The 17162-nt window shown below is 66.3% G+C and carries 20 protein-coding genes; 18 read left to right on the top strand and 2 right to left on the bottom strand.

From position 1 onward, the window contains the following. Window positions 1-85: 85 nt before the first annotated feature. Both DK842_RS07275 and DK842_RS07270 read right to left on the bottom strand, forming a co-directional pair. Window positions 86-1240, bottom strand: coding sequence for a branched-chain amino acid ABC transporter substrate-binding protein (locus DK842_RS07275; RefSeq protein ID WP_114060861.1), 1155 nt, complete (start codon window positions 1238-1240; stop codon window positions 86-88). A 137-nt stretch (window positions 1241-1377) separates the two neighbouring features. Then, on the bottom strand, window positions 1378-1698 hold the full coding sequence (locus DK842_RS07270) for a Mor transcription activator family protein (RefSeq protein WP_114063661.1): 321 nt from the start codon (window positions 1696-1698) through the stop codon (window positions 1378-1380). 236 nt (window positions 1699-1934) lie between these two features. Here DK842_RS07270 and DK842_RS07265 point away from each other — a divergent pair, with 236 nt between their 5' ends. The 18 genes from DK842_RS07265 to DK842_RS07185 all read left to right on the top strand — a co-directional run bounded on the left by DK842_RS07265 (window position 1935) and on the right by DK842_RS07185 (window position 17114). After that, complete coding sequence (locus DK842_RS07265) at window positions 1935-2393, top strand: Gp37 family protein (protein WP_168194833.1); 459 nt, start codon at window positions 1935-1937, stop codon at window positions 2391-2393. Next, window positions 2390-2584, top strand: coding sequence for a hypothetical protein (locus DK842_RS07260; protein WP_114060859.1), 195 nt, complete (start codon window positions 2390-2392; stop codon window positions 2582-2584). The genes DK842_RS07265 and DK842_RS07260 overlap by 4 nt, the downstream gene beginning before the upstream one ends. 2 nt (window positions 2585-2586) lie before the next feature. Next, a complete protein-coding gene (locus tag DK842_RS07255) occupies window positions 2587-4014 on the top strand; it encodes a phage tail sheath subtilisin-like domain-containing protein (RefSeq protein WP_114060858.1) in 1428 nt (475 codons plus the stop codon). Between the two features lie 2 nt (window positions 4015-4016). Continuing rightward, a complete protein-coding gene (locus DK842_RS07250; protein WP_114060857.1) occupies window positions 4017-4541 on the top strand; it encodes a phage major tail tube protein in 525 nt (174 codons plus the stop codon). A 170-nt stretch (window positions 4542-4711) separates the two neighbouring features. Beyond that, window positions 4712-4966 carry a phage tail assembly protein gene (locus DK842_RS07245; protein ID WP_114060856.1) on the top strand — a complete coding sequence of 85 codons (255 nt, stop codon included), beginning with the start codon at window positions 4712-4714 and terminating at the stop codon, window positions 4964-4966. Between the two features lie 19 nt (window positions 4967-4985). Further along, a complete protein-coding gene (locus tag DK842_RS24075) occupies window positions 4986-5120 on the top strand; it encodes a hypothetical protein (protein WP_268877696.1) in 135 nt (44 codons plus the stop codon). Between the two features lie 110 nt (window positions 5121-5230). Then, on the top strand, window positions 5231-7780 hold the full coding sequence (locus DK842_RS23360) for a hypothetical protein (protein ID WP_114060855.1): 2550 nt from the start codon (window positions 5231-5233) through the stop codon (window positions 7778-7780). A gap of 28 nt (window positions 7781-7808) precedes the next feature. Next, entirely contained in the window at window positions 7809-8723 is a 915-nt protein-coding gene (locus DK842_RS07235) for a phage tail protein (RefSeq protein ID WP_114060854.1), read from the top strand. A 3-nt stretch (window positions 8724-8726) separates the two neighbouring features. After that, complete coding sequence (locus tag DK842_RS07230) at window positions 8727-8942, top strand: tail protein X (protein WP_114060853.1); 216 nt, start codon at window positions 8727-8729, stop codon at window positions 8940-8942. Next, window positions 8939-9985 carry a phage late control D family protein gene (locus DK842_RS07225; RefSeq protein WP_232538623.1) on the top strand — a complete coding sequence of 349 codons (1047 nt, stop codon included), beginning with the start codon at window positions 8939-8941 and terminating at the stop codon, window positions 9983-9985. Before DK842_RS07230 ends, DK842_RS07225 begins: the two co-directional genes overlap by 4 nt. Further along, window positions 9982-10659 carry a phage baseplate assembly protein V gene (locus DK842_RS07220; RefSeq protein ID WP_232538622.1) on the top strand — a complete coding sequence of 226 codons (678 nt, stop codon included), beginning with the start codon at window positions 9982-9984 and terminating at the stop codon, window positions 10657-10659. Before DK842_RS07225 ends, DK842_RS07220 begins: the two co-directional genes overlap by 4 nt. Before the next feature lie 41 nt (window positions 10660-10700). Continuing rightward, on the top strand, window positions 10701-12617 hold the full coding sequence (locus DK842_RS07215) for a phage tail protein (RefSeq protein WP_114060851.1): 1917 nt from the start codon (window positions 10701-10703) through the stop codon (window positions 12615-12617). Between the two features lie 15 nt (window positions 12618-12632). Then, a complete protein-coding gene (locus tag DK842_RS07210) occupies window positions 12633-13232 on the top strand; it encodes a phage tail protein (protein ID WP_145963989.1) in 600 nt (199 codons plus the stop codon). An 86-nt stretch (window positions 13233-13318) separates the two neighbouring features. Next, entirely contained in the window at window positions 13319-14056 is a 738-nt protein-coding gene (locus tag DK842_RS07205) for a phage tail protein I (protein ID WP_114060849.1), read from the top strand. 36 nt (window positions 14057-14092) lie between these two features. Continuing rightward, entirely contained in the window at window positions 14093-14485 is a 393-nt protein-coding gene (locus tag DK842_RS07200; protein ID WP_114060848.1) for a GPW/gp25 family protein, read from the top strand. Window positions 14486-14510: 25 nt separating this feature from the next. Then, window positions 14511-15677 (top strand): baseplate assembly protein, encoded by a 1167-nt coding sequence (locus DK842_RS07195; RefSeq protein ID WP_114060847.1) that lies wholly within the window; start codon window positions 14511-14513, stop codon window positions 15675-15677. Continuing rightward, window positions 15670-16371, top strand: coding sequence for a phage tail protein I (locus DK842_RS23655; protein WP_232538621.1), 702 nt, complete (start codon window positions 15670-15672; stop codon window positions 16369-16371). Before DK842_RS07195 ends, DK842_RS23655 begins: the two co-directional genes overlap by 8 nt. After that, complete coding sequence (locus DK842_RS07185) at window positions 16368-17114, top strand: phage tail-collar fiber domain-containing protein (protein ID WP_114060846.1); 747 nt, start codon at window positions 16368-16370, stop codon at window positions 17112-17114. The genes DK842_RS23655 and DK842_RS07185 overlap by 4 nt, the downstream gene beginning before the upstream one ends. The last annotated feature ends 48 nt before the right edge of the window (window positions 17115-17162 follow it).

Genomic DNA, 17162 nt, shown 5'->3' with positions numbered 1-17162 from the left:
GCTTTGCGGCCCCGCAATGTCGCCGAATCATGAAAAACCCGCCAGTTGCCTGGCGGGTTTTTTTATTGCGGTCAGGCAGCGACGCTTACAACCCCACCCACTTGCCTTGCTTCAGCTGATACAGCGAAACGGTGGCGTTCTGGATGTCTCCCTTGGCGTCGAACTTCACCGGACCGGTGACGCCCTGGTAGTCGGTCTTGGCGATTTCCGGCAGATACTTGGCTGGTTCGGCCGAGCCGGCGCGCTTCATCGCGGCGATCAGCACCTTGGCGGCGTCGTAGGTGTACGGCGCATAGGCCTGGATGTCGGACTGGAATTGTTGTTTGTACTTCTGGCTGAACTCGCCGTAGCCGGGCAGCTTCTCCTTGGGCGCGCCGGCGCTGGAGGCGTAGCTGCCTTCGGCGCTGTCGCCGCCCAGCTTGGCGAATTCCGGCGTGTTGACGCCATCGGCGCCCATGAAGGCGGCTTTGATGCCGAGTTTGGCCATCTGTTTCACCATCGGGCCGGCCTGGGCGTCCATGCCGCCGTAGAACAGAAGATCCGGCTTCTCGCCCTTGATCGAGGTGAGCACCGCCATGAAGTCGGTGGCGGTGTTGGTGGTGAATTCGCGCTTCACCACTTTGGCGCCGGCCTGTTCGGCGGACTTGGCGAAGTCATCGGCCAGGCCTTGGCCGTAGGTGGTGCGGTCATCGATGATGGCGACGCGCTTGGCGCCCAGTTTGTCCACCGCGTACTTGGCCAGCGCCTGGCCTTGCTGCAGGTCGTTGGCGATCAGGCGGAAGGTGTTGTGGTAGCCCTGTTGCGTGAACGATGGGCTGGTGACCGAACCCGAAATCATCGGGATGCTGGCGTCGGCGTAGATGCGGGAGGCGGGGATGGCGGCGCCGGAGGTCAGGTGGCCGACGATGCCGGCGACCTTGGCGTCCACCATGCGCTGGGCGACTTGGGTGGCGACCTTGGGATCGGCCTGGTCGTCTTCCGAAACCACTTCGAAGGTGACCGGCTTGCCGTCCAGGGTCAATTTTTCGGCATTGGCCTCCTGCACCGCCAGCTTGACGCCGTTGTCGGCGTCGCGTCCCCAGTGGGCGAAGGGACCGGTCAGCGGGTTGGCGGTGCCGATCTTGACCACTGTCGCGCCGGCGGCGGCCTGCTCCTGTTGAGGCGCCTGGCTGGCGGGTTTGTTACAGGCGGCGACGCCTGCCACCAAGGTGCACAGCAGCAGACTGTGTCGGGTTTTCATGATGAATCTCTCCTGATGCTCTTTGTTTATTTTGATATTGCGCCGGTGTGATGGCGTGAGCTTACTGTGTCGGCCGATCCCGCTTTTGTCAATCGGCCCGGCGGCAGAGCCTGTCGTGGGAGAGAGAGGTCACGGCTTCAGGCCGCGCGGCGGGCATTCTTGATGATCTTGTATACCCATTGCACCGAGATGCCGTGTTTTTGCGCCAGCGAGGCATGGTTGGAGCCGTTGAAGTCCGCCAGGATCTGGCGGTCGCGTTCGGCGGACTTTCCGCTCTTTCCCAGCGGGAAATAGACGTTTTGGCCGCCCCAGTGCTGGGCCATGCGGCGGGTGATCTCCTGGGCGATCTTTTCCGCCTGCCTGTCTTCGGTGTTCGCCAGCTGCCGCAGCGCCGCGGTGATGTGGTCGGTCAGGTCTGCCAGCAGTTCCGGTCCCTTGCTGCGAAGTTGTGCCTGCATGCGCGCTCCCGCTTCTTTGCTTGTTTTGATGGCTGTCATTGTTCCATTTCTCGCGCGCGGCGGCCGGAGACCGGTGTCAGCGCGATGTCAGCGCCGCATTTAGTAACGGCGGCTACAAGAAAGCCTCCCCCTCCTTCCTGCATTCTTCGCCACATCCGGCAAGCGGCTGCACGCTGGCCGGCAATCCGGGCGCGGTTCCCGCGCGTCTCTTTCCCTTCTCTATCTGGAGTTTCGTCGTGGCAAGCACTTCCCAGATTGTCGACGCGCTGTTGGCGCGTCTGCGCGGCGCGGCGCCGCAATTGACCGTCGAGTATTTCGCCGGGGCCGAGGACGACTATCCGCTGGCGCATCCGCAGGGCGTGGCCCTGCTGTGCATGCGCGGCAGCCAGTTCGGCCCGCTGCATGACGGTTACGGCCAACTGCGCACGCTGCAGCTGACGATCACGGTGCTGCTGAACCAGCGCGACGCCGGGATGGGGGACTGCGATGCGCTGGACGCGATACGGCGCGCCTGCCTGGGCTTCGCGCCGCCGGATTGCCAGCCGGCGTGGCTGTTGTCGGAAAACTTCCTGGGTTATCGCGACGGCGTGGCGCGCTACGCCATCACGCTGGCCACCGACACCCTGCAGGTGGCGGAGGCCGACCCGGAGTCCGTGATCATGCTTAACGCAGTCTCAAACGAGGAGCAACCATGAAGTATCTGTATTCCGGTCCGATCAGCGGCGTCACCCTGGGCGACGGCCAGGAAATCATGCTGTTTCCCGGCAAGGAGGTGGAAATGCCGGAAGCGCACAGCTACACCCGCACCCTGGTGGCGCTGGGCTATCTGAGCGCCCAGCCCGCAGGCGAGCCCATCCCTTCCCATACCGCTGAACAAGGAGAGTAAGCATGGCGGCAAACTATCTGCATGGCGTTGAAACCATCGAAGTCGAACGCGGCCCGCGTCCGGTGCGCACCGTCAAGTCGGCGGTGATCGGCCTGATCGGCACCGCGCCGGCCGGCGCGGTCAACTCCACCACGCTGACCCTGTCGGAAAAAGACGCGGCGGCTTTCGGCCCGCAGCTGCCGGGCTTCACCATTCCGCAGGCGCTGACCGCGATCTACGATCACGGCGTAGGCACCGTGGTGGTGATCAACGTGCTGGACCCGGCGACGCACAAGTCTACGGCCAAGGAGGAAGGCATCGCCCTGGATCCGGCCACAGACAGCGTCCGACTGAAGAACCCGGCAGTGGCCAACGTGGTGGTCAAGAGCGCCGACGGCAACACCGCCTACGTCGTCGGCCAGGACTACGCGCTGGACGCGGCCTACGGCAAGATCACCCGCGTGAAGACTGGCAAAATCGCCGCCGGCGCCAGTCTGAGCGTCGGCTACGACTACGCCGACCCGTCCAAGGTGACCGCCGCCGACATCATCGGCGCCGTCAACGCCGCCGGCAACCGCACCGGCATCAAGGCGCTGCAGGACACCTACAACAAGTTCGGCTTCTTCGCCAAGCTGCTGATCGCCCCGGGCTTCTGCACCCAAAACACCGTCGCCGCGGAAATGGCGGCCATGGCCGACAAGCTGGACGCCATCGCCTATGTCGACGCGCCGCTTGGCACCACCTTTGATCAAGCGCTGTCCGGCCGCGGCCCGGCGGGCACCATCGGCTTCAACACTTCCAGCGACCGCGTCCGGCTGTGCTACCCGCACGTGATGGTGGCCGACGGCAACGGCGGCCTGCGTTACGAGCCGCTGTCGTCCCGCGCCGCCGGCCTGCGCGCCAAGGTGGACAACGACAAGGGCTTCTGGTGGTCCAGCTCCAACCAGCAGCTGGCCGGCGTGATCGGCGTGGAGCGCCAGCTGTCGGCGATGATCGACGACCCGAACTGCGAGGTGAACCAGCTCAACGAGCAGGGCATCACCACCGTGTTCAGCAGCTATGGTTCCGGCTTCCGCCTGTGGGGCAACCGCACCGCGGCCTGGCCCTCCGTCAGCCACATGCGCAACTTCGAAAACGTGCGCCGCACCGGCGACGTGATCAACGAGTCGATCCGCTACTTCAGCCAGCAGTTCATCGACATGCCGCTGAACCAGGCCACCATCGACGCGCTGGTGGAATCGGTGAACGGCTACGGCCGCAAGCTGATCGGCGACGGCGCGCTGCTGGGTTTCAAGGCCTGGTTCGACCCGGCCCGCAACCCGCAGGCCGAGCTGTCCGCCGGCCACCTGCTGATCAGCTACAAGTACACCGTGGCCCCGCCGCTGGAACGCCTGACCTTTGAAACCGAGATCACTTCGGAATACCTGCTCAGCCTGAAAGGAGGCAATTAATCATGGCCGGCAAGATTGAAATCAACCGCATCACCAACGCCAACATCTACATCAACGGCAACTCGCTCTTGGGCCGCGCCGAGGAGATCAAGCTGCCGGACGTGTCCGCCATCATGCAGGAGCACAAGGCGCTGGGCATGGTCGGCAAGATCGAGCTGCCGGCCGGCTTCGAGAAGCTGGAGGGCGAGATCAAGTGGAACTCGCTGTACAAGGACGTGGCCAAGATCATCGCCAACCCGTTCCAGGCGGTGCAGCTGCAAGCCCGCTCCAGCATCGAGACTTATGGTTCGCAAGGCCGCCTGCAGCAGGTGAGCCTGGTCACCTTCCTGACCGTGATGTTCAAGAAGAACCCGCTGGGCACCTTCAAGCAGCATGAAAACGCCGACTTCAGCTCCGCCTTCACCGCTACCTACGTCAAGCAGGTGGTGGACGGCGAGGACATCCTGGAGCTGGACTACATGGCCAACATCTTCCGCGTAGGCGGCAGCGACATGCTGGACCTGTACCGCCAGAACATCGGCGGCTAATCCCGGCTGTCCCGCGGACCTGGTCCGCGGGCGACTGGGCGCGGCTGGCGGGGAGGGCGCCTCCCGGCTCCGCCGGCCGCTTTTAAAGCGAATCCCTAAAGCGCTTTCGCATACCCCGGATACGGGCTGCCGGAAAATGACGGCATCCCAACCCGCTTCAAGGAGCCATCATGCAGATCAAGCTGAAATACCCGTTCACCAACGCCGCCGGCCAACGCATCGACACGCTGGAAATCTCCCGCCTGAAGCGCGCCGATCTGAAGGCCGCCAGCCACCACAGCGACGACGATGCCGACCAAGAGGACTTCCTGTTCGCCCGCATGACCGGCCTGACGCTGGAAGACATCGACCAGCTGGACATCGCCGACAGCCGCGCGCTGGCCGACAGCTTTCGCGAAATGGTGGGCGGATCCGCCGACGCTTAAGTCCTTCGACGAAGTTCTGTTGACGGTGCTGGGCCTGCCGCCGTCGGAAATCGACGCGCTGGCCATGGACGACTACTGGTTCTGGTGCGAAGCCGCCGAACGGGAAGCCCTGCGCCGCAGCGAGCGCCAGCAGCAACTGCTGGACGCCTTCTAGCGCGGCCGCTGCCGCGCCCAGCCCGAATCCTTTCCAGATCGGCCGCCTCCCGCCAGCCGGGACGGGGCCGATCCCTCTTTCTTCTCATCCCAAAACCACAGGCAATCACCATGGTAAGCGAGTTTTTCATCGGCCTTAAGGTGGGCGCGACGCTGTCCGGGGTGTTCGACAACGCTTTCCGCTCCGCCCGCGCGGCGATGGACGATCTGCGCAAGTGCAGCCTGCGCCTGTCCGACGCGCAAAAGGACCTGGCCGGCCATGTCGAACGCACCCGCCGGGCTTATGCCGGCCTGGATCTGGCCGGACTGGAGCGCCAGCACCGGCAACTGGAGTCCACGTTGGGGCGGCTGACCCGCCAGCACGAGGCCTGGCAGGCCAGCTTGCGGCGCGGCCAGGCTTTGCAAGGCACGCTGCGCATCGAACAGAAAAGCCGGATCGAGGTGCTGACCTCCATCCGGCTGAAAGCCACTGTGCGGCTGATCCAGGAGCAAATCGATCAAAAGCGGCACGAGCAGGACGCGAGCGTCCGCCAGATGCCCGCTGACTGCTGGCCGAAGCCCGGCCAGAGCGGCGGCAAGGAAGGCGGCAAACGCGATGGCGGCGCAAGCGGCGACGCCGACCCCGCAGGAGGGTGGCGGCTGCCCAAGCTGTCGTTGGACGCGCTGAGGCTGCCAACGGCGGAAGAGTTGATAGGCGTTGCCGATGGCATCAGCAAGGCAGGAAAGGCGCTGGCCGATGTCAGCGGCAAGGCGCATGCAATCCTGTCCTCGGGCGTCGGCCGCAAGGCGCTGGAGTCGGTGCACGCTCGGCTGAACCAGGCGCTGGGCGGCAAGCTCCCCTCGGTGGATTCGATCCTGGGCGGCCTGAAGAAAGCGGAAGAATTCGGCAAGACGATGGAGGCGTTCGGCGACAAGGCGGGCCAGGTATTGCGCCGCTATGTCGAAACCCAGGGCAGCACGCTGGAGAAAGTGTGGGAGGCGGTCAAGGTCCTGTTCGAGGATGGCGGCGGCAAGCCGGGCGGCGATTTGCCGTCGGACAAGCCCGGCGACGCGATGCAGGAGTGCAAGTGCAAATGCACCTGCCAATGCGACGACGAAGGCTCGGACGGCCAGTCGGATGGTTCCGGCGACTCGGGCGATGACCGCAAAGACGACAAGAAGGACGACAAGAAGGACGACAAGAAGGACGACAAGAAGGACGATAAGAAGGACGACAAGAAGGACGACAAGAAGGACGACAAGAAAGACGACAAGAAAGACGACAAGAAAGACGACAAGAAAGACGACAAGAAAGACGACAAGCGCCGGAAGCGGGATCGGCGCAAGAAACGAGATAAAGGAGGCAAGTCCGGCGGGCAGCGCAAACAGGGCGGCAGTCACAAGCGAGGCGATACCTGGAAAAAGTACAAGAAGAAGGGCGGAGGGCGCGGAAGGCGGCCGAAACTGCCCGGCAGGCCGGGCGACGAGTGGCGCAAGCACAAGAAGGGCGGCGCGCCGGACCGCAAAGGACAGGGCGGGCCTGGCAAGGGCGGCGCGGGGCAGGGCAAGAAACCGCCTATTTCCGACCCGGCCAGGAAAGCCTGGCTCAAGGGCAAGAAGACTGGCTCGTCCCGCAACAAGGGGCCGGCGGCATCGAATCGGCCCGCTCAACCAGGCGTTGGCAAAGGCAATGCGGCAGCCGATAGAAGGCCGCCTGGCTACGCCAGCCGCGGCGAGAGGGGCCGGACCGCGCCGAAACCGCCGTCGCCCAAGCCATCGAGCCCGCCCAGCCGCAGCTATCGCGCCGGCAATTCGCTGAAAGCCGCGGCTTTCAAGCCGAAACTGCCTGGCTTGCCGACCGGCAAGGCAAGCTTGTTGGGCCGCGCGATGGCGATGGTGTCGGAAACCAAGGCGCCGGCCAAGCTGGCCCAGGTCGCCGCCAGCGGGCTCGACAAGGCCGCGCCCCTGCTCAAGGTGGGCAGCAGTCTGGCCAAGCACGCCAACGTCGCGCTGACGGTGGCGACGGCGGGGCTGGAAATCTTTTCGGTCAACCAGTCCAAGCTTAACGATCAGCAGAAACGGGCGGAATACGCCCGCATCACAGGCGGAGCGGGCGGCGCTTTGGCCGGCGCGGCGGCCGGCGCCGCCATCGGCTCCATCGTGCCGGTGGTCGGCACGGCGATCGGCGGCATTGTCGGCGGCATCATCGGCCAGTATGGCGGCGAATGGCTGGGCAAGAAGGCAGGCGCCGAGGTGGAGAAGCTGAGGTCTCAACCGTCTGCCGCGCCGACGGCCAAGCCTGCCGTCCCGGCCTCGCCAGCGGTTCCCCCAAAGCCTGCGACGCCCCCAAAGCCGGCCGTGCCTCCCAAGCCGACGATGCCCCCGAGTCCGCCGCCGAAGCCGGTCAAGCCGGCGTCCGCGCCGAGCGCCCAGGCGCAGGAGAAGCAGACGCAGCAGCTGCAGCGCATCCAGCAGGCGGTCAGCAAGACCGCGGCCAAGCCGGCGGCGGCGCCTTCCGTGTTCAACATCACCTTCTCTCCGCAAATCACCGTCAACGGCGCGTCGCCGGCCGGCACCAAGCAGCAGGTCCAGCAAGCGATGCAGCTGTCCTTCGCCGAGTTCGAGCGAATGATGAAGCGCTACGACGCCGACAAGCAGCGACGCAGCTACGCGGCGCGATGAGAGGCATTCATGAAGAAAGGAGCCAACGATGTACGCGGTACTGGGTGACATCGAGTTCGACCTGATCAGTTATTTCGACGGCCTGGAGCAGCGCGGCGGCAGCGATTACGCAGAGCACGCGCGGATAGGCGGCAAGCCGGTGCTGCAGTTTGTCGGCGACCGGCTGGATGAGGTGCGCATCGATCTGGTGCTGCACGCCGCCTACTGCCAGCCGGATGCCGAGCTGCAGCGGCTGCACGCCGCGCGCCAGGCGCACCAGGCGCTGGCGCTGGTGTTGGGCAACGGCGATCACAAGGGGCATTTCGTGATCACCGAACTGTCCAGCACCGGCCGCCAGAGCGACCGCAGCGGCAATCTGCTGGCGGTGGAGGCGCAGCTGTCGCTGCGCGAATTCCGCGGCCAGCAGGCTCCCGCGCCCAAGCCCGGCCTGCTGGGCAGCGTCAGCGGCCTGCCGCAGGTCAAGCTGGGGCAGACGCTGGCCGGCGCCGGCTTCAAGCCGGATTTGTCCGGCCTGAGCAAGGCGCTGTCCCAGGTGAAGACCATGGCAGTCAAGGCGCGCAAGGTGGTCAACGACGTGCGCGAGCTGAAGGATCTGGCGCGGCGCGACCCCTTGTCGGCGCTCACCCGGGTGCCGGGCGTGCTGCAGGACGTTCAGACCGCGGTGCCCGGCATCGCCCAGGGCGTGGAGAAACTGAATCAGTTCATCCAGCCGTATTCGCGGCTGGCTGAGACCATCAAGCCCTTGATTCCGCAGTTTCAGCAGATGGGCCGCCAACTGGGCGCGCTGGCCGACTCGATGCAGGGCTGCACGCTGGACAACGTGGCCGACAAGCTGGCCAAGGCCGAGGCGACGGTCCGCGACATCGACAAGAACTGGCCGAGCCGCGACATCGAAATGGCGAAGCTGTCCGCCAAGGCGGTGCTGCGCCGCATTCTGGAGTGAACCATGTTTCTCAAACACATCTGTCAGGAAGGCGAGCGCTGGGACCAGATCGCCTGGCGCTATTACGGCGACGTCGGCCAGTTGGTGATGCTGATCGCGGCCAACCCGCAGGCGCCGATCTGCGAGACGCTGCCGGCCGGCACCCAGTTGGCCATACCGTTGCTGGAGGCGCGGGACGAGGCGGCGCAAGACGAGCTGCCGCCGTGGAGGCGGCCATGATGGACAGCCGCATCCAGGATGTGGCGGCGCCGGTGTTCGAGCTCAGCTACAACGGCAAGTCCATCACCGCCGACATTGCCCAGTACGCGCTCAACATCAGCTACACCGACCATCTGTCCGGCGAGTCGGACGAGCTGGAGGTGGAGTTGGAGGACTGCGACGGCCGCTGGCTGAACGGCTGGTACCCGGACAAGGGGGCCACGCTGGACTTCAAGCTGGGCTACCGCGGCGCGGCGCTGGCGGCGTTGGGCAGCTTCGACGTGGACGAGGTCAATTACAGCGCGCCGCCGTCCGTGGTCCACATCCGCGCGCTGGCCACCGGGGTCCAGCATCCGCTGCGCACGCCGGAGGGCCGCGCCTACGACAAGCTGACGCTGCAGGCGCTGGCCCAGCGCATCGCCAAGCGCCATGGCATGAAGCTGGAGGGCAAGATCGAGGCGGTGGACATCGAGCGCCTGACCCAGTACCACGAGACCGACCTGCAGTTCCTGCAGCGGGTGTCCAGCCATTACGGCTATGTCTGCAAGGTGATGGACAACAACCGCAAGCTGGTGTTCTGGAAGCGCGCCGAGCTGGTGGAGTCGGCCAGCGTGCGCCGCTACGCGCCGTCCGACCTGATCTCCTGGCGCGCGCGCGACCAGCTGTCGCAAGTACCCAGCGCGGTGGAGGTCAGCTACCACGACCCGCACAAGCGCAAGCTGCAGACGGCGCGGGTGGGCGCCGACGCGCGATCGCCCGGCGGTAAGGCCAGCAGCGCCGATGTGGTCAAGCTCACCCGCAAATCCGGCGGGCGCGCGCAGGCGCTGGTGCAGGCCAAGGCCGAGATGGAGCGCCGCCAGCTGGCGCGCACCGAGATGAGCGTCACCCTGGACGGCTCGCCGCAGCTGGCGGCCGGCCGCAACATCGAGCTGGCGGGCTTCGGCAAGCTGTCCGGCCGCTACCTGATCGAGCGCGCCCGCCACCGGCTGTCGCGGCAAGAGGGCTACATCTGCGAACTGGACCTGAAACGCGCGGCGCCCGCCGCGGCCAAGGAGAAAAAATGAACGATGTTTCCCTGCCAGACGCGCTGGCCACGCTGAAATTCGGCAGCGTGGCCGAGCATGACGCCCCCACCCAGCGGGTGCGGGTGCGGCTGCCGGAGCTGGGCCAACTGCTCACCGCTTGGCTGCCGGTGCTCAGCCGCAAAAGCCTGAAAGACAAGGACTACTGGCTGCCGGATGTCGGCGAGCAGGTGGCGGTGTTGATGGACGCCCGCGGCGAAGACGGCGTGGTATTGGGCGCGATCTACTCCGAGGCGGACGCGGTGCCGGTGGCGAGCCAGGAGAAATGGCAGCGCCGCTTCGCCGACGGCGCGGTGCTGGAATACGACCGGCGGCAGAACCAGCTGACCGTCAGCGGCGGCATCAAGCATGTAGTGGTGGATACCCTGGCCGATGTGCAGATCAAGGCGGCTTCCAGCATCACGATAGATGGCGGCCAGACCGTCACCGTCAAGGCCGGGAGCAAGGTCAGCATCGACGCGCCGGCCACCGAGATCAGCGGCACGCTGACCGTGCAGGGGGCGATCGCCGGCCAGGGCGGCCTGGCGGTGTCCGGCGGCGGCGGGGCCACGGTGAGCGGCAGCGTCAGCGTCAGCGGCGACGTCACGGCCAGCGGCAAGAGCCTGGTGGGACACAACCACATGGGCGCGCACGGCCCGACTAGCCCGCCGCTCTGAGCCGCGGCGCCATCTTATTCGCAGTTTGACTGGAGACCATGATGAACAACGATTTCTTCACCCTGCTCACCGCCGTCGGCAAGGCCAAGCTGGCTGCCGCCGCCAGCGGCGGCGCGCCGCTGAAGCTCAGCCAGATGGCGGTGGGCGAGGGCGATGGCGGCGCGTATTACACGCCTAGCGAAAGCCAGACCGCGCTGAAGAGCGAGGCCTGGCGCGCCGGCCTCAACCACCTGTCCACCGACCCGGCCAATCCCAACTGGATCGTGGCCGAGCTGGTGATCCCGGACCAGGTGGGCGGCTTCACCATCCGCGAAGTGGGCGTGTTCGACGCCGACGGCGCGCTGTTCGCGGTGGGCAAGTTCCCGGAGAGCTACAAGCCGGTGCTGGCCGACGGCGCCAACAAGCAGCTTTACGTGCGGATGATCCTGGAAGTGTCCAATGCCGCGGCGGTGACGCTGATGGTGGACCCGAGCGTGGTGCTGGCCACCCGCGGCAGCGTCGATCAACGCATCGCCGAGGAGCTGGCCAAGCTGGACGGCAAGCCGTCGGTCCGCGCCGCCACCACCGGCCCCGTCGCGCTGACCGGCCTGCAGACGGTGGACGGCGTCGCGCTGCAGCTGGGCGACCGGGTGCTGGTCAAGAACCAGGCCGCCGGCGCCGACAACGGCATCTATGTGGCCGGCGCCGGCAACTGGGCGCGCGCCGCCGACGCCGACATCAGCCTGGAAGTGACGCCGGGGCTGTTCGTCGCGGTGGAGCAGGGCGCGGCCAACGGCGGCTCGATCTGGCAATTGCTGGACGCCGGCGCGCCGGTAACGCTGGGCAAGACGCCGTTGTCCTTCGAACGGGTTTCCGGCCACACCGGCGTGTCCGCCGGCAGCTACAACCGGGTGACGGTGGGCGCGCGCGGCGAGGTGCTGGGCGGCTCGCAACTGGTGGCCTTCGATCCGGCGCAGACCTTCCCGGTGCAGGCTTACCGGCGCAATTTGCTGATCAATGGCGGCTTCGACATTTGGCAGCGCGGCTTGAGCCAGACGACAACCGGATACGGTTCCGCTGATCGCTGGCTGATGGATTTGGGTAGTGGCTTGCCTGGGGTGACGATGGCAAAGATGGATGCCAGCGTAGCGGATACCGAGGCGCTTGGCGGAGCCACTTCTTTTCTGCGTTTAACCTTGGCCAAGGCCCCTTCATCCAAGGTCCGGGAATACTGCCAGATCAACCAGCGCGTCGAGAGCCTGCGCCGTTTTTCCGGCAAGCAGCTGACGTTGAGCTTCTGGGCCAAAGCCGACAAGCCTTGCTCCATCTTGGCTTATGTCGAGCAGTGGTTCAGCGCGCCTTATGTCGAGGCGGTCAAAAACCGCGCGTTGAATAGCACAGCGGCAAATCTGAGCAGTGCTTGGCAGCGTTTCAGTTTCACATTCACCTCGCCCAGCTTGCAGGGGCGTGCCATTGGTAGCCAAGGCGATGATTGTCTGAGCGTGTTTATCGGCCTTTCGTATAGCGATGCGCTTCCTGAGTTGAATGCCATCGCCGCCGCGCAAACCGGCGCGTTCGACATCGCCCAGGTGCAGTTGGAGGAGGGGCCGGTGGCGACGCCGTTTGAGCGGCGCTTGCCTGGAGAGGAGTTAGCGTTGTGCCAGCGTTATTACGAGACCGGCTACGCGGTGGCCCGCTATATGGGCGGGGATGACAGTGTTGGATGGGTGTCTTTCAAGCAAAGCAAAAGAACTTTTCCCGCCATTGCATTCAGACATCCGGTTACTGGCGTGCCAGGTCAAGGGATTGCTACTAACAATGGATCGCCCACTCCGGATGTGGCTGGCATCGGACTGATTTACAACACCAATCAAGACAAGCTGATGGATGGTTTTACTTGTGGTGCCGCAGCTTTTATTCCATCGAATGCGAATGATGCAATCATACAGTCCCGCTGGACTGCCGACGCCGAACTGTAAATGGAGAACAAGACCATGTATCAATTGAGCGATCGCGCGGATGTGATCATCCGCATCGCAGACGGCGCGCATATTCCGCAAGGCCATCGTTTTTGGGCCGATTACCAAGCCTGGCTGGGCCATGGAAACTCACCGGCGCCGGCGGAAAGCCCGGCGCAGCTGTTGCCGCGCCTGCTGCGGGAGATCGACGCCGCCGCCGACGCCGCCAGCCAGCTGTATGTCGGCAGCGAGCTGCGCGCGTTGGAATACCGGCAGGCCGCCGCCGAGGCCCAGTCCTATAAAGACGGCGGCTGCAAGGGCGACGCGCCGCCTATGGTGAAAGCCTGGGCCGACGCCAAGGGCCTGTCCGGCAAGGATGCCGCCGACGGCATTCTGGCCAAGGCCGCGGCCGGCGGCCAGGCCCTGGCCGCGATCCGCGCGCTGCGCCTGGCGGGCAAGGAGGCGGTGCGCAACGCGGCCGACGCCGATGCCGCCCGCGCGGCGGCCGAGGACGCGCTGGCCAAGCTGCGGCAGCTGGCCGAGTCGCCGGACGCGTTGGCCGAGCCGGCAGGCGACGCGGCCCATGCCGGCGGCTTCTGGCATTCCTCTTTCAAGCTGTTCTCCCGGGGCGTCTGATCCCCGGCCGGCGGCCGCGCGCCGCCGGTTCTCTGTTTTCCCCATGCCCGGCCATTCGGTCGGCGCGCCCTTCCCAAGGTTATCCGATGACCGACATCACTCCCAATGTGCTGGCCGGCGACACGCGGCTGTCGTTGCCGGCCGAGCTGAGCCGGCGCTTGCAACGCATCGATCTGGCGCCTTTCCTGGTTTACCTGGTGGACCAGGTGGAGGCCGATTTTCTGCCCCTGCTGGCCGAGCAGCTGCACGTGGCCGGAGACGAAGGCTGGCAACTGGCCGCCGGCGACGCGCAGCGGCGCGATCTGATCAAGCAGGCGATAGCGCTGCACCGCTACAAAGGCACCCGCTGGGCGCTGCGGCAGGTGCTGGCCACGCTGGACCTGGACGGCCGCGTCAGCGAGTGGTTCGAGTACCAGGGCCGGCCCTTCCATTTCAAGGTGGATCTCGACTTGTCCGGCCGCGGCCTGGGCGAAGCCGCCTATCAAGCGCTGCGGCAGATGCTGGACCAGTACCGCAACGCCCGCTCCCGGCTGGAGAGCCTGGATTTGCGGGTGGAGCTGCATGAGCGGCTGCCCGCCGTCGCCGCGGTTTCCGCAGGCGGCGAGGTGGCCAGTGTCTACCCGCGGGCGCTGCGCGGCCTGGCGCGGCAAGGCCCGCTGCGGCTGGCCGCGGCCCACGGCGTCGCGGAAACCGCCTCCATCCTGCCGTGGCGGCGCGAGCGGCTGGATGGGCAGGCGCCGCTGCGCTGGGGCATGGCGCTGCCGTGCCGAGAGGCGGTCACCCTCTATCCCCGCGCCTTCGACTTTTTCCCTAAATCCCTTTAAAAGCCGCGTCCGCGGCGCTTTGGCACCATAGACACCATGACACAGCTAACCGACATCTCATCCCTGCACTGGCAACCGGCGCTGCAGCCTAGCGGCGCCAAGCCCGGCGCCAATGTCGCCGACATCGTGGAAAACCTGGACGACATCCACCAGGCGCTGCGGATCATCCTGGGCACGCCCAAGGGCAGCGATCCGCTGCGGCCGGAGTTTGGCAGCGATCTGTTCCGCTATCTGGACTACCCCGTAGACCGGGCCCGGCCGCATGTGGTGAGGGAGGCGGTGGCGGCGATCAGCCATCCGCTGCACGGCGAGCCGCGCGTCCAGTTGCTGAAGGTGCTGTTCAGCGTCGCGGCCGACGGCAGCGCTCACCTGTGCGCGCAATGGAAGCTGGCCGACGGCGTGATCCGCGAAACCGAACTCAGGCTGTGAGCCAGACAGATAGAGGATAAGCGCAATGAACCAGACGATGACCGATCTTCCCAAGTTTATCGACGACGATCCGCAGAAAATCACCAATGAGTTGATCACTGCCTACCAGAACATGGCCGGCAAGACGCTGTATCCGGGCCAGGTGGAGCGGCTGCTGATCGACTTGATCGCCTACCGCGAAAGCGTGGCCCGCGCCGCCTTCAACGACGCCGGCCGGCAAAACCTGTTGGCCTTCGCCCGCGCGCCGATGCTGGATTACCTGGGCGAGCTGGTGGGCGTGGCCCGATTGCCGGCGCAGCCTGCGCGCTGCAAGGTGACCTTCACCTTCGCGCCGGGCCAGCCGCAAGACGTGGTGATCGAGCCGAAAACCCTGGTGGCCGGCCGCGGCGACATCCAGTTCCAGACGCTGGAGCAGGCCAAGGCGAGGATTCTGCCAGACCAGGAAACGTCGGTGACGCTGGCGGTGCAGGCGGTAGAGCCGGGCATGGACGGCAATGGCCAGGAGCCGGGCGCCATCAGCCAGCTGGTGGACGATCTGCGCGTGACGGTGACGGTGAAGAACATGGAAGTCAGCGCTGGCGGCGCCGACGCCGAGGACGACGAGCGGCTGCGCCAGCGCATCCGTCTGGCGCCGGAATCGTTCAGCGTGGCCGGCAGCGCCGCCGCCTACCGCCACCATGCGCTGCGCGCGGACCAGAGCATCGTCGATGTGGCGGTGATCAGCGCCGGCAAGATGGAGGAGGGCGGCAAGCCGGAGGACGTGCCGCAGCCGGGCGAGGTGTGGCTGTACCCGTTGACTGCCGGCGGCCTGCCCAGTGCCGATTTGCTGCAAAAAGTGGCCAACACCTGCAGCGCGGACCGGGTGCGGCCGCTGACCGACAAGGTGTTGGTGAAGCCGCCGGTGGCGTTCGACTATCAGGTCGCGGCCAGCCTTCAGCTCTACGCCGGCTCCGACGCCAAACAGGTGCTGCAGCGCGCGCGGGACTCGCTGCAGGCCTATCTGCAAAACCAGCAGGCGCAGCTGGGCAACGACATCGTGCCCTCGCAGCTGGTGGCGGCGCTGTCGGTGCCGGGCGTGTACCAGGTGGATCTGAAACAGCCCTCCGCCGCGCGCAAAGTGCCGTCCTACGGCTGGGCGCGCTGCGTCAACGGCGTAGACGGCATCAGCCTGGATACCCTCGACAATGGCTAAGGACGCGATGCCGGGCCTGTTGGCGCGGGATGCGCGCTTCGGCCCGCTGGCCGAGCTGACCCGCCGCCTGGGCGTGCCGCGTGCGGACGAAGCCGATCCGCAGACGCAAGGCTGCTTCGACACCCTGGATCTGCTGGTCAACCTGGTGGACTGCGCGCAGCCCAAGCTGTTGCCGCTGCTGGCCGAGCAGTTCCACGTGTCCGGCGACGAAGGCTGGTTGCTGGCCGCCGGCGAGACGCAACAGCGCGAGCTGATCAAGCGCGCGATCGAACTGCACCGCTACAAGGGCACGCCATGGGCGGTGAACGAGGTGTTCCGGGTGCTGGGCGTGCAGGTGGAATTGACCGAGTGGTGGCAGGAAAAGCAGGCCGGCCAGCCCCACACCTTCGATCTGATGGCCTGGGTCAATGACAACCTGATGCCGGGCGAACCGGTGCTGAACGCCGAGCTGTATCGCCGCCTGCGGCGCATGGTGGACCAAGTGAAACCGGCGCGCAGCGCCTATCGCTTCCGGCTGGGCGCCGCGTTCGACCAGCCGCTGCGCCTGGCCGGCGCTTTGCAGGGCCGCGCGCTGCGGCGGGTGGAAGCCGCCTGCGAGCCGCCGCCGGCCAAGCCGTTTTTCGCAACGCTGCGCCTGGCCGGGGCCATCCAGCCGCTGGCCGTGGTGCGCGCCAATATGGAGGTAAACCGATGAGCAGCACCCCGCTGATCCCCATCATTCTGGATAGCGGCCTAAAGGCCATCCAGCTGGCCAGCCAGGACGGCGTCCAGCTGCGGATCACCCATGTCGCGCTGGGCGACGAGGGCTACGCGCCCAGCGCCGGCCAGGCCAAGCTGAAGCGCGAGCGCGCCCGCTACCCGATCGCCGACGGCAAGAGCGAAGGCCCGCGCCAGCTGCATCTCACCGCGCTGGCCGACGACGACAAGGAATTCTGGATCCGCGAAGTCGCTTTCATTCTGGAAGGCGGCCAGCCGCTGGCCATCTGGTCCCACCCGACCCAGGCCCTGGCCTACAAGCAGGCCGGCATGCAGCTGCTGCTGGCCTACGACCTGGCGCTGTCCGGCGTGCCGGCAGACTGCGTGACCGTGCAATCCACCGGGGCGGGGCTGAATCTGGCGCTGGCGGGCGAGCTGGCGGCGCTGGCCGCCGCCCAGATCGACGAATCCGGCCGCGGCGTGGCGCGGGACGACCTGCTCCAGCTGCAAGATAGGCAGCAACGGACATTCAGCCGCCAGTTGGACCTGCTGCAACAGCAGCTGTCCCGGATGGAGGCCCAGCAGCAGGCCGCGCGCCTGGAGTGGCAGGAATGGATGGCGGCTTTCGCCGCCGCGCAGATCGACGAATCCCGGCGCGGAGTGACCCGCGACGACTGGCTGCGCAGCCAGGAGCAGGCTCAAGCCATCTTGCAACGCAAGCTGGCGCTGCAGGCAGGTTGAATACCAATACATAAACATGGCGAGCCGAGTTTGGATGGAGTTTCGCCG

The organism is Chromobacterium phragmitis (genome assembly GCF_003325475.1).
Classification (GTDB): domain Bacteria; phylum Pseudomonadota; class Gammaproteobacteria; order Burkholderiales; family Chromobacteriaceae; genus Chromobacterium; species Chromobacterium phragmitis.
The sequence above is the reverse complement of the archived record's forward strand: the minus strand, read 5'-3'. Positions and strand labels throughout refer to the sequence as shown.

Excerpts from the sequence above, each read along its gene's own strand:
- DK842_RS07275 (WP_114060861.1), bottom strand. The coding sequence starts at position 1,240 with ATGAAAACCCGACACAGTCTGCTGCTGTGCACCTTGGTGGCAGGCGTC.
- DK842_RS07270 (WP_114063661.1), bottom strand. The coding sequence starts at position 1,698 with ATGCAGGCACAACTTCGCAGCAAGGGACCGGAACTGCTGGCAGACCTG.
- DK842_RS07260 (WP_114060859.1), top strand. The coding sequence starts at position 2,390 with ATGAAGTATCTGTATTCCGGTCCGATCAGCGGCGTCACCCTGGGCGAC.
- DK842_RS07255 (WP_114060858.1), top strand. The coding sequence starts at position 2,587 with ATGGCGGCAAACTATCTGCATGGCGTTGAAACCATCGAAGTCGAACGC.
- DK842_RS07250 (WP_114060857.1), top strand. The coding sequence starts at position 4,017 with ATGGCCGGCAAGATTGAAATCAACCGCATCACCAACGCCAACATCTAC.
- DK842_RS07245 (WP_114060856.1), top strand. The coding sequence starts at position 4,712 with ATGCAGATCAAGCTGAAATACCCGTTCACCAACGCCGCCGGCCAACGC.
- DK842_RS23360 (WP_114060855.1), top strand. The coding sequence starts at position 5,231 with ATGGTAAGCGAGTTTTTCATCGGCCTTAAGGTGGGCGCGACGCTGTCC.
- DK842_RS07235 (WP_114060854.1), top strand. The coding sequence starts at position 7,809 with ATGTACGCGGTACTGGGTGACATCGAGTTCGACCTGATCAGTTATTTC.
- DK842_RS07230 (WP_114060853.1), top strand. The coding sequence starts at position 8,727 with ATGTTTCTCAAACACATCTGTCAGGAAGGCGAGCGCTGGGACCAGATC.
- DK842_RS07225 (WP_232538623.1), top strand. The coding sequence starts at position 8,939 with ATGATGGACAGCCGCATCCAGGATGTGGCGGCGCCGGTGTTCGAGCTC.
- DK842_RS07220 (WP_232538622.1), top strand. The coding sequence starts at position 9,982 with ATGAACGATGTTTCCCTGCCAGACGCGCTGGCCACGCTGAAATTCGGC.
- DK842_RS07215 (WP_114060851.1), top strand. The coding sequence starts at position 10,701 with ATGAACAACGATTTCTTCACCCTGCTCACCGCCGTCGGCAAGGCCAAG.
- DK842_RS07210 (WP_145963989.1), top strand. The coding sequence starts at position 12,633 with ATGTATCAATTGAGCGATCGCGCGGATGTGATCATCCGCATCGCAGAC.
- DK842_RS07205 (WP_114060849.1), top strand. The coding sequence starts at position 13,319 with ATGACCGACATCACTCCCAATGTGCTGGCCGGCGACACGCGGCTGTCG.
- DK842_RS07200 (WP_114060848.1), top strand. The coding sequence starts at position 14,093 with ATGACACAGCTAACCGACATCTCATCCCTGCACTGGCAACCGGCGCTG.
- DK842_RS07195 (WP_114060847.1), top strand. The coding sequence starts at position 14,511 with ATGAACCAGACGATGACCGATCTTCCCAAGTTTATCGACGACGATCCG.
- DK842_RS23655 (WP_232538621.1), top strand. The coding sequence starts at position 15,670 with ATGGCTAAGGACGCGATGCCGGGCCTGTTGGCGCGGGATGCGCGCTTC.
- DK842_RS07185 (WP_114060846.1), top strand. The coding sequence starts at position 16,368 with ATGAGCAGCACCCCGCTGATCCCCATCATTCTGGATAGCGGCCTAAAG.